The organism is Neorhizobium sp. T25_13 (assembly GCF_002968675.1).
In the GTDB taxonomy this organism is placed as follows: domain Bacteria; phylum Pseudomonadota; class Alphaproteobacteria; order Rhizobiales; family Rhizobiaceae; genus Neorhizobium; species Neorhizobium tomejilense.
On the sequence record NZ_PVBI01000005.1, the window covers coordinates 24,557 to 38,909 of the forward strand.

Here is a 14,353-nt window from a genome sequence, read left to right on the forward strand (position 1 = left end):
GGGGGAATTCCTGGCTCAGGCGGTTACACGCTCGATCGCATCAATCAGTTTGGCAGGATCGAAAGGCTTGACGATCCAGCCCGTCGCGCCGGCCTGCCGGGCCCGGTTCTTCTTCTCGGCATCGCTTTCCGTCGTCAGGACGAGGATCGGGACGGCGCGAAATTTTTCGTTGCGGCGAACGCCTTCGATGAAACCGAAGCCGTCGAGGCGCGGCATGTTGATATCCGTGACAATGACGTCCGGATTGCAGCCCTCGAGGACTTCGAGGCCTTCAACGCCGTCTTCCGCCTGGATTGTTTCAAAACCTGCGTTATTCAGGGTCACCAGAAGCATGTTCCGGATCGTCCGTGAGTCATCCACGGTCAGTACTTTTTTCTTCATTGCTAGATCTCCTTAGCAACCAAATTCTGGTTATTGATGCCGATGAGTTGCATCGTCTTCTGAAATGCATCCGAAGCCTTCTCCACGAGGAGGGACTTCTTGTCTTCTTCCCAAGCCTTGACGCCGGCGAGCAGAACCTGAGCGCATTGGACACCGACGCGTTCGACGCCCGATGCATCAATCCTGAGATCGCTGCCGCGCATGGAGACCAGCTTGCCATGCAGGTTCGAGGCCTCGTTGAGGTCCAGCACCGCGGCCAGCTTCAAACTTGCAGGTCCAGCCTTCTTTGCTGCCATCAGCTTATTCCTTGTCGTTTCTGAAAGATGTATTCGCCGTCATCCGCACGCTCGGAGGCCATCGGCGCGATCGGGACGAGAGTCGGCTGGAGTCTTGGCGCTGCCGGCCGGCGCGCATCCGCATACCGGTTCTGTCGTTCGATCCGGAACTCACGGACCGTCCGTCCGAGTTCCAGGATGACGGTATGGAGTTCGTCGGCGCCTTCGCCAGCGCGGGACGCGAGGCTTGCATTCGAGGCGACATGTTCGCTGACCGAACCGATCTCGAGGGTCAATCGGTCGAGACCGACGGCTTGCTCGCCGGTATCGCGGGCAATGCCGGCGATCGCGTCGTTGATATCGGAAACCTGGCGGACGATGCCGCCGATCGCCTCCTGGGTGCGGTGAACCATCTGGACACCCGCATCCACCTGCGACTTGGTGCCGTTGACGAGCGTCTTGATCTCGCGGGCGGCATCAGCGGAGCGCTGTGCAAGCGCGCGCACTTCCTGGGCAACGACCGCAAACCCGCGGCCCGTCTCACCGGCGCGAGCCGCTTCGATGCCGGCGTTCAGCGCCAGCAGGTTGGTCTGAAACGCGATGTCGTCGATGACGCCGATGATCTCGCCGATCTTTTCGGCCGAGGATTCGATATCCGCCATGGCGTTGATCGCCCGGCCGACGACCTCGCCGCTTGCCTCGACCGAACGGCGCGTCTCGGCGGCGGCTTTTTCGGCGGCAGCCGTCTCGGCAGCACTTCCCTTGACCCTGGCGGTGACGTCGAGCAGCACGCGTGCCGCCTCCCTGAGGCGGGCCGACTGTTCTTCGGAAGCGGAGGCGAACGAGCGGGCGCCTTCGGCAAGCGATTGGGTGAGCGCACCAGCCTTCTGGCCATGTCCATCGGCGGTCTCGACCGAGGAGCGCATGCCGGCAACCGCTTGGTTGAGAAGATCGGCGAGTTCGCGATAGACATCCGGCACATCGGCCGGCAGAGAGGCGGTTAGATCGCGGTCGGCAAGCGCTGCGATGACGTCGGTGAATGTTTCGATCGCCTGCGCATGATCGGCTTCGCGCTGTTCGGCGAGCGCGCGCTGGTGCTTCTGGCGCTGTTCGTTGAAGCGGAGCGAGACGGCAATCTCGACATCGACCATCACCAGGCGGGTAATCGCGCCAACAAGGTCGAGCAGCTCCTGTTCACGCTTGCGACCGCCCGGCAGCAACGACTTCGGAGCGAGGTCGACGATCGCGCCGGCGATCAGGTGTTCGAGCATTACGGCGTGACCGGCGACGTGCCAGCGCGGATCGAGGCCCATGCGGCTCTCGGCGTCGGAGAGAACCTTCACCCGCTCGGCATAGAGCGCATCGAAGCGGGCATCGGTCAGCACGCCCCAATGGGAGGCCTGCAGATCGTGCAGCCGTTCGATCTGCTGCTCGCTTTCGAAATTGCGAGCGGCTTCCGGAAAGGATTGAAAGCGGTGAAAAAGGTCGCGCAGGCCGGTCTTCAGATGCCGGTCGAGCTGCGGGCGGCAGCGGCGCAGCAGATCGCGCAGTTCGCCGTCGAGGCCGGCAAATGCCAGTCTCTCGCCCAGGCTGCCTGCCTGGCCACGTCGCGCCTGATCCGATGGCATTTCCTGCACCAAAGCCGTCCCCAAATTAATCAAGCCAATCCTCGGAGAGGATCGGCGGCATGCGAGCTGCTGTCGCCAGCGCCTGATGAACGGGGATGCTCGCCAAACCGGACCAATATCCGTCGGGCATGGGCAACGCGGTCACCACGGCTTTGCTGGATTTTCATGAGCGGATACCGGATTGGACCGGTACGGCTTTGCGGCTTCATGCCTGGTGGGAGACCGCAGTCATCCCATTTCGCCGTGGTCTCTAATATGTATGGTTAATTCCTTGCCTGAAGGTTAATGGAAGGTGCAAGGATGCCTGATTTGCTTCAACCGGGCGCATATTACCCGCTATCAGGGCATTCGCTTCGGCATTGCGCGGTGGTTACGGTTTTTCTCAAATCGCCGCTTGAATGTCGGCCAACCCGCCTTGTCTCCCATATCGGCGAGCGGCAGCAACGGACAAGCTTTAACTCAAAGCGCCATGCCACCCTTGCCGGTGAATTTCCTGCTGACATGCAGCGAGCCGGAAAGACCGAAACGCCATGGCAGATCGACAGCCTGGGAGATGCCGATCCGCCGCCCGGTGACGATCAATGGCGGTGTTTGCGGAAAAGTGAGATCGAACGGAGGCGCGAACAGCGGCAGGCCGTTGTGCTCAATGGTGATGCCGAGCGCCTGGCAGAGTCGGCCCGGACCGGAACACAGGAGTAGCGGATCGGCAAGGCGGCGCCTCTTCTCCATCTCCTCAAGGCCTCTGACCGGCTGCAGCGCCCTGATCAGCACGGCGCTGCCGGGCCGGCAGACGAAATTCAGGCACCAGTGAATGCCGTAGGAGCGATAGACATAGGCATGCCCGGGCGGGCCGAACATCACCGCGTTCCTCTGCGTGGGCCCGCGAAAACTGTGGGATGCCGGGTCGTCCGGCTCATAGGCTTCCGTCTCGACGATCACGCCGCCCGCGCCGCAAACATCGAGCTCGACGCCGATCAGGTCACGCGCCACCTCCACGGAGCCTCTATCGAAAAATTGCTGGTCCATAAAAAAATGCCCGTCTCGCTGCCGGCTGCATCCATAGACGGCGAAGCAAGGCTTGTCTTCCCCGCCAACGACGCGACTTCCTGGAAGACCCGAAGCGGTGCGCAGACGTTGTGGTGGGCATGCAACAGGCCCCGACTTGCTGTTTGCCAAGTCAGCACGGATTTGTGGACGCACATTTTTGTGCATTGCCATGAAAACGCTCCGGGTGTCGTATTAGGGTTAGAAACATCTTGATTCTCAATAGATTGCCGCAGCGTTTTCAATCTTTGCGGCAGTCGAGCAGTAGCGCAACCCTGACTGGAGTAGCCTATGCCGAGTGAATCCTTGTTCGATGCCTTCACCAGGAACTACGAAGCGCGGCGCGAGACAGACATGTCTGTCGCCGAGTATCTGGCGATTTGTAAGAAAGATCCGATGGCCTATGCCAATGCGGCCGAGCGGCTGCTGGCGGCGATCGGCGAGCCGCAGATGGTCGACACGGCCAAGGATGCCAGGCTCGGCCGGATCTTCATGAACCGCACCATCCGGGCCTATCCGGCTTTTTCCGGTTTCTTCGGCATGGAAGAGACGATCGAGCGGATCGTTTCCTTCTTCCGGCATGCCGCGCAGGGGCTCGAGGAGCGAAAGCAGATCCTCTATCTGCTCGGTCCGGTCGGTGGCGGCAAGTCGTCGCTTGCCGAGCGGCTGAAGCTGCTGATGGAAGCCAATCCGATCTACGTGCTGAAGGCCGGCGACGATATCAGCCCGGTTTTCGAAAGCCCGCTCAATCTCTTCGATCCGGTGGCGATGGGGCCGATGCTGCTCGAGCAGTACGGCGTTCCGACCCGGCGCCTCAGCGGGTTGATGAGCCCCTGGTGCTTGAAGCGGCTCGATGAATTCGGAGGCGACATATCCCGTTTCCGGGTGGTGAGGCTGCAGCCCTCGCGACTGCGCCAGATCGGCATCGCCAAGACCGAACCGGGCGACGAGAACAATCAGGACGTCTCCTCGCTGGTCGGCAAGGTCGACATTCGCAAGCTCGAAAACTATTCCCAGAACGACTCGGACGCCTACAGCTATTCCGGCGGGCTCAACCGGGCCAACCAGGGCGTGCTCGAATTTGTCGAGATGTTCAAGGCGCCGATCAAGATGCTGCATCCGCTGCTGACGGCGACGCAGGAAGGCAATTACATGGGCACCGAGAATATCGGCGCCATTCCCTTCTCCGGCGTCATCCTTGCCCATTCGAACGAAGCGGAATGGCAGAGCTTCAAGGCCAACAAGAACAACGAGGCCTTCATCGACCGCATCTGCGTCATCAAGGTTCCTTATTGCCTGCGGGTGACCGAAGAACAGCATATCTATGAGAAACTGATCGAAGGCTCGGAGCTTGCGGATGCCTCCTGCGCGCCCGCGACGCTTGAGATGCTGGCCCGGTTTTCCGTACTTTCGCGGCTGCGCAAGCACGAGAACTCGACCTTCTTCTCCAAGATGCGTGCCTATGACGGCGAGAGCCTCAAGGAAACCGATCCGCGCGCCCGCAGCGTCCAGGAATATCGGGACGCGGCCGGCGTCGATGAAGGCATGGACGGAATATCGACACGTTTTGCCTTCAAGGTACTCGCCTCGACCTTCAACCACGACACGACGGATATCGGCGCCGATCCGGTCCACCTTATGTACGTGCTGGAACAGGCCATCCGCCGCGAACAGTTTCAGGAGGAAACCGAAAAGCGGTATATCGAGTTCATCAAGGCAGACCTTGCCCCGCGGTATGCGGAGTTCATCGGCAACGAGATCCAGAAGGCCTACCTGGAATCCTATTCCGACTACGGCCAGAATCTTTTCGATCGTTACGTCGACTACGCCGACGCCTGGATCGAGGATGTCGATTTCAAGGATCCCGACACCGGGCAGCTTCTCGATCGCGAACTCCTGAACCAGGAACTGACCAAGATCGAAAAACCGGCGGGTATCGCCAATCCAAAGGATTTCCGTAACGAGATCGTCAAGTTCTGCCTCCGCTCGCGCGCCAATAACGGCGGCAAGAACCCGTCCTGGGCGAGCTACGAGAAGATCCGGGAAGTGATCGAGAAAAGAATGTTCTCCCAGGTGGAGGATCTTCTGCCGGTCATCTCCTTCGGATCGAAGAAGGACGGCGAAACAGAAAAGAAACACAGCGAGTTCGTGTCGCGCATGACGGGGCGCGGCTACACCGAGAGACAGGTTCGTCGTCTGGTGGAGTGGTACATGCGGGTTAAACAGGCAGGTTAGCGTCTGTACTCAATTAGGATTTGGAACGCAGCATGCAGAAAACCGTTCAGTTCCTTAGACACACAAAGGTGGATTCCATCTCCATCATTGTGTGTGACGACAGGACGTAGGATTGTGGCATACTGGGTTGTGCGGTGTCCGAAACCTAGTTGAGTACAGACCCTAATGCTCATGCAGGAGCCAACATGCACATCATCGACCGGCGGCTGAACCCGCGCGGTAAAAGTCTGGAAAATCGGCAGCGGTTTCTGCGGCGCGCGAAGGAGGCCGTGCAGCAAGCAGTCAGGCGATCCCTGCAAAGCCGCAGCATCCGTGATGTACTGGATGGCGGCGAAGTCAGCCTTCCGATCGGCGGCATGGGCGAGCCGAGCTTCCGCCGAGCCGAAGGCGGGATTACGGACCATGTCCTGCCCGGCAACCGGGCGTTCGTCGAAGGCGATATCATTCCCCGCCCGCCGGGTCAGGGTGCCGGCAGGCCCAAGGAGGCCGGCCAGGGCGACGGTGAAGACGGCTTCCGCTTCGTGCTGACGCGCGAGGAATTCCTCTCGGTGTTTCTGGATGACCTCGAACTGCCCGAACTCGCCAAGCGGCGGCTGAGCGAGACCGAGGAGATGAGCCCGGTTCGCGCCGGCTACTCCATTTCCGGCTCCCCTTCCAATCTCTCCATCGACCGGACGACGCGGCTCGCCATGATGCGGCGCATCGCTCTCAAGCGCCCCAAGCCCGCCGAGATCGAGGCGCTGCAACGCCAGATCGAGGAAAGCGAGGATGATGAGACCCGCCTTGCGCTGGAGGCGGAACTCAAGTCGCTGACCGACAGAATCCGGCGCATTCCCTATGTCGATCCGCTCGACGTGCGCTACCGCCGCTTCGACAACGAACCGAAGCCGGTTGCGAAGGCGGTGATGTTCTGCCTGATGGACGTCTCCGGATCGATGTCGGAACACATGAAGGATCTGGCCAAGCGCTTCTACCTGCTGCTCTATCTGTTTCTTTCGCAGCGCTACGAGAAGGTGGAAATCGTCTTCATCCGCCACACCGAGAAGGCCGAGGAGGTCGACGAGGAGACCTTCTTCTACGGCCAGGCGACCGGCGGCACGCTGGTGTCCAGCGCGCTTGTGGCGATGCGCTCCATCATCGCCGCACGCTTCGATCCCACCGAATGGAACATCTACGCCGCGCAGGCGTCGGATGGCGACAACTCCTACCGGGACGAAGGTCCTGCCGGCCATCTGCTGAGACACGAGATCCTGCCGCTCTGCCAGTATTTCGCCTATATCGAAGTCGATGAGGAAGGCGGGGATTCCCTCGCCTCCAATTCGCCCCTCTGGCGCCTTTATGAAAGCATCCGATCGAGCTCGGCAACTCTTGCGATGCGCAAGGTCTGCCGCAAGAACGAGATCTTTCCGGTCTTCCACGACCTCTTCCAGAAGCGTTCGACACCAACGAAGGCGGTGCCATGACCCAGGCGGCTATGCAGAAGAATCGACTGCTCTTCGATGGCGCCGACTGGGATTTCGCCACCCTGCAGCGCATCCACGATGCCTGCGAGGAGATCGCGATCGGCGAACTCGGGCTCGATGTCTACCCGAACCAGATCGAGGTGATCACCGCCGAGCAGATGCTGGACGCCTATTCATCGACCGGCATGCCGCTGTTTTACCGGCACTGGTCGTTCGGGAAACATTTCGCCCATCACGAGGCCTTCTACCGCCGCGGCATGCGGGATCTCGCCTATGAGATCGTCATCAACTCGTCGCCCTGCATCTCCTACCTGATGGAGGAGAACACCGCGACGATGCAGACCCTGGTGATCGCCCATGCGGCCTTCGGTCATAACCATTTCTTCAAGAACAACTATCTCTTCAAGCTGTGGACGGATGCCGAGGGCATTCTCGACTATCTCGATTTCGCCAAGAGCTACATCGCCCGCTGCGAAGAACGTTACGGCGAAACGGCGGTCGAACGGACCCTCGATGCCGCCCATGCGCTGATGTCGCATGGCGTGCACCGTTATGCGGGCAAGACGCGGCTCGACCTGCGTCAGGAGGAAAAACGCCAGCTGGAACGGCGCGCCCATGAAGAGCAGATGTTCAACGACCTCTGGCGCACGGTGCCAACGGGCCGCAAGCGCGATGCGGCCGACGTCGATTTCGAAAGACGGCGCGCGGCGCTCGGCCTGCCGCAGGACAATCTGCTCTATTTCCTCGAAAAGTCGTCGCCCCGGCTGCAGCCGTGGCAAAGGGAAATCCTCCGCATCGTCCGCCACGTGGCGCAATATTTCCACCCGCAGCGCCAGACCAAGGTGATGAACGAGGGGACCGCGACCTATGTCCATTACCAGATCATGGAAAGGCTGCACGACCGCGGGCAGATCAGCGACGGGAACTATTTCGAATTCCTGAAGTCCCACACCAATGTCGTGTTCCAGCCGACCTATGACGACCGACGCTTCTCCGGCTTCAACCCCTATGCCATCGGCTTTGCGATGATGCAGGATATCGAGCGGATCGTGACGAAGCCGACCGATGAGGACCGCGAATGGTTCCCGGATATCGCCGGCCGCGGAGATCCGATGCAGGTCCTGCGCGGCATCTGGGCGGACTACCGCGACGAGAGCTTCATCAGCCAGTTCCTGAGCCCGCACCTGATCCGCAAGTGGCGCCTTTTCCAGCTCTACGACGATCCGCAGATGAGCGAAGGGATACTGGTTTCGGCGATCCACGACGAGCGGGGCTACAAACGCGTTCGCCGCCAGCTGGCGCGCGAATACGATATCGGCTGGACCGATCCGAGGATCGACATCATCGATGTCGATCTCGCCGGGGACCGTCGCCTTCTCCTGCAACACCGGGCGCCGAACGACTGGGTTCTCGAAGACAGCGAAACCCGGCAGGTTCTGCAGCATCTGGCGGATCTCTGGGGCTACGACGTCATGCTGCAGGAAATCGACAGCAGCGAGACGGTGGTGAAGGAACATTCCGCCCATCCCCGCGAAATCCTTCAGAAGGGTGACCTTTTCGCCTGACGACGGTGCATGAGCAAGCCTCTGCCCATCCGACGGCCCCTGGCCCGGCACCACGCTATCGGCGTTGCCCTGCCGCTCATCAATTTTGATTACAGGAAAGACCGGAGCTCCTGCCGGTGGCCAATCGTGATTGGACATCAAAAGCGGTCTGGATCACATTACAGATTGGGCGACGGGCATCTATTTTGTTCAAATAGGAGGCCGTAATGGAGCAACGTGCAGTCGACCAGCTGAGGACTATCGCCAGGATAAATCGCAGCTATCCCGACTTCCAGATGTCCAGCAGCGAGCGGCTCGAGCGGTGGGCCGAGATTCTTGAGCTCAACCCCGATCGATCCCTTTCGACATTTCGGGAAACCGAATACCAGCCGGATGAAATAAGGGCCGCCATGCGTGGCGACGGGACGGCGATTGCCGTCGCCTTCGGCGATCCGGTCCTGCGCGCAGCGGGGATGCGGGACGACACCTATGGGGAAGCCAGACGGTTTTTTGAATTGTCCGACAGACAGCTCCATAAACTGGTCTGCTTCTGCCACTTCGGAGCCCATGTGAGCGCAAGTACAGTCGCCCATCAGGTGCGTTCGATAGCCACCCGCAGATCCAGTGGCACCCTTGCATACCTGGCTTCCTTCTTCAGAAGGTAGCCCGTATCGGTTTGTGGAACGCAACCGGCGTTTCCCTGCCGGAGCAGTTGCCCGATCTTTCGGCGTTGCCGCTTGCCATTGCGGGAGGCGGCCGTGAACTGAGCCGTGTTCTGAAGATCGAGGCGGGGCCAGACCCCTCCCTCGGTAGAGTGCGCTTGCCGTCGATTTCGGATGGCTCCGATCAAGCGTCTTTATGCGCGGTCACGGGACAGCATATCTCGACGCCGGTGGTGACCTTTGGGGCACTATGGTATCTGGACGAAAGGATCTCTATACGGAGTTCCGGGTTTTCCGGAGATATGCTGCGTGGCGAATTTTAGTATGGATTTGTGTATAGTTGCCGGCAGAAGGCCGGGCTTGCTCGAGCAGACATTGGAAAGTTTCTCCAAGCGCTGCTTTGCTCATTTTTCCTTCTCGAACGTCCTGGTGAACATAGATCCGATCTTCGGCGCGGAAGAGGATGAAGCCGAGTGCCTGCGCGTGGTCGGCAACTATCTGCCGTCAGCCTCCTTCTTCAGACCGAGCGAGCCGGGTTTTGGCGCCGCGGTCCAGCGTCTGTGGACCAACACGCATTCCGACTATGTGTTCCACCTCGAGGATGACTGGGTCGCGCTGACCGACCTCGGCGAGGAAATTTTGGGCCCGTTTTCAGATCCGGGCGTGATGCAGGTTTCCTTTCATACGGCCGATCAGAACTGGAATATCGCAAAGGACGGCCATCTTCACGAGAGGAACGAATATGCCCGGTTCCTCGGCATAAAAATCCCGCTGTTCAAGACTTTTCCGAAATTCACCACCTCCCCTTCCATTCTTCGGGGCTCGTTCGCCCGACAGGCTTCAAGCTTGATGGACCCTTCTCGGGATCCGGAAAAACAATTCTATTCCGGCGTCAACGCAGAGCTTGAACGGTTGGCGGCGCCGCACAAGAACTACATTTTCTCTCCCCAGCAGAAACCGGTTATCCGTGACACGGGACGAGAGTGGAGAGACAATCGCAAAATCAAGAAAGTCATCGAGAATACGACCTCCTACTGGGTCGAGGAATAGTTGCCCGGCATGCCCGCAGCGGTCACCGGGCATGCCTTGATAAGCGGCCGCATACCGTGATACGGCCACGAAATTTCCGTCAGGGCGCGCTGAAGAAATGGCCCTCGCCGGCCTGCTGATAGAAGCGCCTTGCCGCGTAAGGCAGCAACGTCCGGTTTCAGCATTCGGTAACGCTCTGAATGTACATTAGGCATCGATCAATTTACGCGAGTAACTGGACGCCTGCGAATGAACCATTGCTCCGCCATCGGACCTGATCTGCAAACGCCTCACCGCGAACTTCTGGAAGACCTGTTCGAGGACGCTCCAGGACCTACGATCATCAAGGATGGAGAGTCGCGTTTCCTGTTCCTCAACAGCAAGGCATGCGAGATGTTCGGCGTGAACCTCGAAGACGTGCTTGGCCACACAGACCACGACTTCTTGCCTGCGGACGAAGCCGATCGAATCCAGAAGGTGGATGCGGGAGTGCTGGCCACCGGCGAGGAACGGCGGTTCGAGGAAGAGCTCACCGGGCCGGATGGTTCGACCCGGACGCTTTTCACGCACAAACGGCGGTCTTTCGTACCAGTGCCCGGCGGAAAGAAACCGGTTGTCGTTGTCGTCATTTCCGACATTACCAAACTCCGTCACGCAGAACAGGTCCTGCGGGCCAGTGAGGAACACTATCGCTCGCTCGTTGAACTGCATCCCCAAACACCGTGGTTGGCCGACGCAGAAGGGAACGTCATCGAAGTCGGTCCAGGGTGGCAGAACGCTTCCGGACGGGAGGTCGGCGAGGCGCTGGGACGGGGGTGGGAGAAGACCCTGCACCCGGCGGACCTGCCTGAAGTGATTGCCAAATGGGGATCCGCGGTCCACACCGGCGTGCCATTCGACATGATCTACAGGATCGGGACAACAAAAGGGCGGTATCGGTGGTATCGGAACCGTGCTGCTCCCCGGCTCGACGGCGACGGCAAGGTCATCCGCTGGTATGGCCTCCTCGAGGACGTGCACGACCGCCAGCTTGCCCTCAAAGCCCTTCAGTCCAGCGAGCGCAGATTGCGCCAGCATCGGGACGAACTCGAAAAGATCGTTCTGGCGAGGACCGCGGAAGTGCAGGAGAAGAACGTCGAGCTGGATCGCCTTCTCCAGCATGAACGGGGCATCAATGCGCAGCAGCGCCGCTTCGTCGGGATGATCTCGCACGAGTTCAGGACGCCTCTGGCCGTGATCGACGGAGCGGCTCAGCGGCTGACGCGCACGAAGGCGGCTGCGACCCCCCAGTTCCTGGAGGGCAAGGCTCTGCAGATCAAGGGCGCCGTCGCCCGCATGGTCGAGCTGATGGAAAGCATCCTTGCCGCCGGGCGGCTGGAGACAGGAACCATTGCGATCAACAAGGAAGCCGGTTCGCTCAGTGCGATTCTGCGCCATTGCATCGCAAGCCGGGCGGAGATCAGCAAGAGCCACACGATCAGCCATGATCTCGAAGCGCTTCCAGGCCTGCAGATGATCGACGGGGCCGCAATAGAGCGGGTCTTTTCCAATCTGTTGTCAAACGCGGTGAAATATTCGCCCGCCGGTTCCAGAATCCGTGTCAGCGGATGGAAGGACGGCCAGCGGGTTCTGGTCAGCGTCAGCGATTCCGGCATCGGCATGGATGCCGACGACCTGCCGAAGCTGTTCGAACCCTACTTTCGCGCCCGCAGCGCCACCGGTATCGCGGGAACGGGGATCGGTCTCAATATCGTCAAGGAAATTGTGGAGTTGCACGGCGGCTCGATTTCAGTCCAGAGCCTTCTGGGCAAGGGTACGACCTTCACGGTGGAGCTGCCGTTCGACGAGGTCAGACAACAGCATTCGGCTTAGGCCGGCGCTGTCACAAGAACCCTCAGGCGGCGATCGATGACGCTAACCAGGACGCAAGCTCGTCTCGCCCCATGGGTCTGCCCACCAGAAAGCCTTGCAGCTGATCGCAACCGGCAATTCGGAGGACGTCCGCTTGATCGGCGGATTCTATGCCTTCGGCCGTGACAGGAATCCCGAGGGCCTGGGCCAAGGAGATCGTGGCCGTCAGGACGTTCCGGCCGGTGCTGCCGTCATCTATGGCTTGAACGAGAGACCGGTCGATCTTCATCCGGTCGAAGCCGAACTCACGAAGCGTGCCGATGCTGGCATAACCGGCGCCAAAATCATCAAGAGCAAAACGGATGCCTGCCAATTTCAGGGCGGTGATGGAGCGTCTCGCCTGTTCAGGGTTGGACATCAACACCGCTTCGGTGATCTCCAGTGTCAGCCGCAAAGGATCAAAACCTTCCTCTTTCAAGACAGCGAGCACATCCCCGGCGAAATTGGGGTTGCATAGCTGGATCGGAGAAACATTGACCGACAGGGAGAGCGGAGACCATGCCCGGGACGCCACGATGGACTTCCGAAGCATTTGGAGGCCCAGGATGTCGATCAATCCGCATTTCTCCGCCAGAGGTATGAACGCGTCCGGGCCGATTGCTCCTTCGGCGCGTCTCCACCTTGCCAGAGCCTCCACGCCCGTGATCTCGCCCGAGGCCGCCGAAGCCAGCGGCTGGAAAACCGGCTGGATCTCGTCGTTCTGGAGGGCGCGCCGAAGGTCGCTTTCCAAACCTGCGATCTTCTCGCGCTGGCGGTCAAGATCCGGATGATAGGTGACGGCGCATCCCCTGCCCATTTCTTTCGCTTCATAAAGAGCCATATCCGCCCGGCGAAGAAGTTCGTGCGCATTCCCTGCGTCGTCACGGCAGGCGACGCCGATGCTTGCGCCAATTTCGATCGTGCGGCCTTCGATGAGAAACGGCTTTTTGAGACGTTCAAGAACTTGATTGTCAAATTCGGCGAGGTTCGCGGAGCCGCGCTGAACCAGAGCGAATTCATCACCGCCCAACCGGGCGACACCGAATATGTCTCCATGGATGTCGCGCAGGGCTTCCGCCACCAGCCTGATCAGCTGATCTCCAATCGCATGCCCCCAGGCATCGTTGACTGCCTTGAAACCGTCGAGATCGATAAGGTGCAAGACCAGCACCTGGCTCTTGTCGGCCTGCATCAACCGGTCCAGTCCTTCGATCAGGCCGAGCCTGTTCAAGAGACCGCTGAGGCTGTCATGCGTGGCTTCGTGCTGAGCGCGATCCGCCAAGCTCTTCAACCGCCGCGTTTCTGACAGGCCTGCAAACAGGACACCAACCAGATAAACGCCGAGGATTGCGACCGCCGCGGCGATAAAAGGGCGCGCCTCGTCAAAAATCGTGTTTCCCGGAGCGGCACTTGGCCAAGCCAAACGCGCGACTTCAATTCCATCCACATCCATGAGCGGGGAATTCAGAAGATCGCCCGCCGGACGGTCAGTTATGTGGAGCTCCGGGAGCTGATGTTCCTTGGCCATCTGGGCCACGACTTCAGACGTCAGGGTCTTGAAGAAGCTGAGAACATAGAAGGTTTGATCCTGTACCTGCGACCCGAACGGCTGGACCGCTTCCGAAGCCACCGCAATGATATCATCGCCGTTTCTGAAAAAATTGACGATGGGGTCTATGCCAGGCCGAGCGGCGGCTTCCGTCTGCCCCGTAAACTTGGAGCCGAGATATTCGGTCGGGTCTATTATATCGGCCTTGAGATAGGCGATGCTCTTGCCGCCTGCTGGCGCGGTCAGCACTATCCCGTCATAGAGCGCGTAGTCCTCGCTGGTCTTGCCCCAATTCTCATAGACCCAACCCTCGCGATCCCCTTGGGTTATCGCCTTGTAGGCGTCATCCCAGACGGCATTGTCCCGCACGGTCGCGGCAAGTTTTTCCTTGAACGAGGAGACCGCCGCCTCTGCCGCCAGAATGGCTCTGTTGTCGTCCAGCGCGTTGGCGGAACTGCGCATGCGATCGACCACGTGAGCACCTATCCCACCCAGGATCATGGCAACAAGAAGGAGCAGCGAGGTGGCGATGAAAACGGAGTAGCCTTCACGGCTCTCCTTCGGTCGGCGTGCGAGCATGGCGGATCCCTGCGTTATTGTTTTGCCCAAGGCTGCAGAAGACGTCATGTCCGCATTGCGCTGCTCGCATCCAC

At 60.0% G+C, this 14,353-nt stretch carries 11 protein-coding genes; 6 read left to right on the forward strand and 5 right to left on the reverse strand.

From position 1 onward, the window contains the following. Positions 1 to 15: 15 nt before the first annotated feature. The 4 genes from cheY1 to C5J22_RS12860 all read right to left on the reverse strand — a co-directional run bounded on the left by cheY1 (position 16) and on the right by C5J22_RS12860 (position 3,310). Complete coding sequence (gene cheY1 / locus C5J22_RS12845; RefSeq protein ID WP_037087114.1) at positions 16 to 381, reverse strand: chemotaxis response regulator CheY1; 366 nt, start codon at positions 379 to 381, stop codon at positions 16 to 18. A gap of 2 nt (positions 382 to 383) precedes the next feature. Beyond that, positions 384 to 677 carry an STAS domain-containing protein gene (locus C5J22_RS12850; RefSeq protein ID WP_037087115.1) on the reverse strand — a complete coding sequence of 98 codons (294 nt, stop codon included), beginning with the start codon at positions 675 to 677 and terminating at the stop codon, positions 384 to 386. Continuing rightward, on the reverse strand, positions 677 to 2,284 hold the full coding sequence (locus C5J22_RS12855; RefSeq protein WP_105438863.1) for a globin-coupled sensor protein: 1,608 nt from the start codon (positions 2,282 to 2,284) through the stop codon (positions 677 to 679). The genes C5J22_RS12850 and C5J22_RS12855 overlap by 1 nt, the downstream gene beginning before the upstream one ends. A 459-nt stretch (positions 2,285 to 2,743) precedes the next feature. Further along, a complete protein-coding gene (locus C5J22_RS12860; RefSeq protein WP_105438549.1) occupies positions 2,744 to 3,310 on the reverse strand; it encodes a DNA-3-methyladenine glycosylase in 567 nt (188 codons plus the stop codon). Between the two features lie 309 nt (positions 3,311 to 3,619). On the opposite strand from C5J22_RS12860, the gene C5J22_RS12865 reads away from it, so the two are divergent. The 6 genes from C5J22_RS12865 to C5J22_RS12890 all read left to right on the forward strand — a co-directional run bounded on the left by C5J22_RS12865 (position 3,620) and on the right by C5J22_RS12890 (position 12,133). Then, positions 3,620 to 5,563 (forward strand): PrkA family serine protein kinase, encoded by a 1,944-nt coding sequence (locus tag C5J22_RS12865; RefSeq protein ID WP_105438550.1) that lies wholly within the window; start codon positions 3,620 to 3,622, stop codon positions 5,561 to 5,563. A gap of 185 nt (positions 5,564 to 5,748) precedes the next feature. Further along, entirely contained in the window at positions 5,749 to 7,026 is a 1,278-nt protein-coding gene (locus tag C5J22_RS12870) for a YeaH/YhbH family protein (protein WP_105438551.1), read from the forward strand. Continuing rightward, entirely contained in the window at positions 7,023 to 8,591 is a 1,569-nt protein-coding gene (locus C5J22_RS12875) for a SpoVR family protein (protein WP_105438552.1), read from the forward strand. The genes C5J22_RS12870 and C5J22_RS12875 overlap by 4 nt, the downstream gene beginning before the upstream one ends. A gap of 206 nt (positions 8,592 to 8,797) precedes the next feature. Beyond that, positions 8,798 to 9,235 (forward strand): hypothetical protein, encoded by a 438-nt coding sequence (locus C5J22_RS12880; RefSeq protein ID WP_046630638.1) that lies wholly within the window; start codon positions 8,798 to 8,800, stop codon positions 9,233 to 9,235. Positions 9,236 to 9,592: 357 nt separating this feature from the next. After that, complete coding sequence (locus tag C5J22_RS12885) at positions 9,593 to 10,282, forward strand: hypothetical protein (RefSeq protein WP_245440369.1); 690 nt, start codon at positions 9,593 to 9,595, stop codon at positions 10,280 to 10,282. A 228-nt stretch (positions 10,283 to 10,510) separates the two neighbouring features. Then, positions 10,511 to 12,133, forward strand: coding sequence for a PAS domain-containing sensor histidine kinase (locus tag C5J22_RS12890; RefSeq protein WP_105438553.1), 1,623 nt, complete (start codon positions 10,511 to 10,513; stop codon positions 12,131 to 12,133). 22 nt (positions 12,134 to 12,155) lie between these two features. Here C5J22_RS12890 and C5J22_RS12895 read toward each other — a convergent pair whose 3' ends face one another. Continuing rightward, positions 12,156 to 14,279 carry an EAL domain-containing protein gene (locus tag C5J22_RS12895; protein ID WP_105438554.1) on the reverse strand — a complete coding sequence of 708 codons (2,124 nt, stop codon included), beginning with the start codon at positions 14,277 to 14,279 and terminating at the stop codon, positions 12,156 to 12,158. Positions 14,280 to 14,353: the final 74 nt, after the last annotated feature.

Coding starts and splice junctions, on each gene's coding strand:
- C5J22_RS12855 (WP_105438863.1), bottom strand. CDS start 2,284: ATGCCATCGGATCAGGCGCGACGTGGCCAGGCAGGCAGCCTGGGCGAG.
- C5J22_RS12860 (WP_105438549.1), bottom strand. CDS start 3,310: ATGGACCAGCAATTTTTCGATAGAGGCTCCGTGGAGGTGGCGCGTGAC.
- C5J22_RS12880 (WP_046630638.1), top strand. CDS start 8,798: ATGGAGCAACGTGCAGTCGACCAGCTGAGGACTATCGCCAGGATAAAT.
- cheY1 (WP_037087114.1), bottom strand. CDS start 381: ATGAAGAAAAAAGTACTGACCGTGGATGACTCACGGACGATCCGGAAC.
- C5J22_RS12850 (WP_037087115.1), bottom strand. CDS start 677: ATGGCAGCAAAGAAGGCTGGACCTGCAAGTTTGAAGCTGGCCGCGGTG.
- C5J22_RS12890 (WP_105438553.1), top strand. CDS start 10,511: ATGAACCATTGCTCCGCCATCGGACCTGATCTGCAAACGCCTCACCGC.
- C5J22_RS12895 (WP_105438554.1), bottom strand. CDS start 14,279: ATGCTCGCACGCCGACCGAAGGAGAGCCGTGAAGGCTACTCCGTTTTC.
- C5J22_RS12865 (WP_105438550.1), top strand. CDS start 3,620: ATGCCGAGTGAATCCTTGTTCGATGCCTTCACCAGGAACTACGAAGCG.
- C5J22_RS12870 (WP_105438551.1), top strand. CDS start 5,749: ATGCACATCATCGACCGGCGGCTGAACCCGCGCGGTAAAAGTCTGGAA.
- C5J22_RS12875 (WP_105438552.1), top strand. CDS start 7,023: ATGACCCAGGCGGCTATGCAGAAGAATCGACTGCTCTTCGATGGCGCC.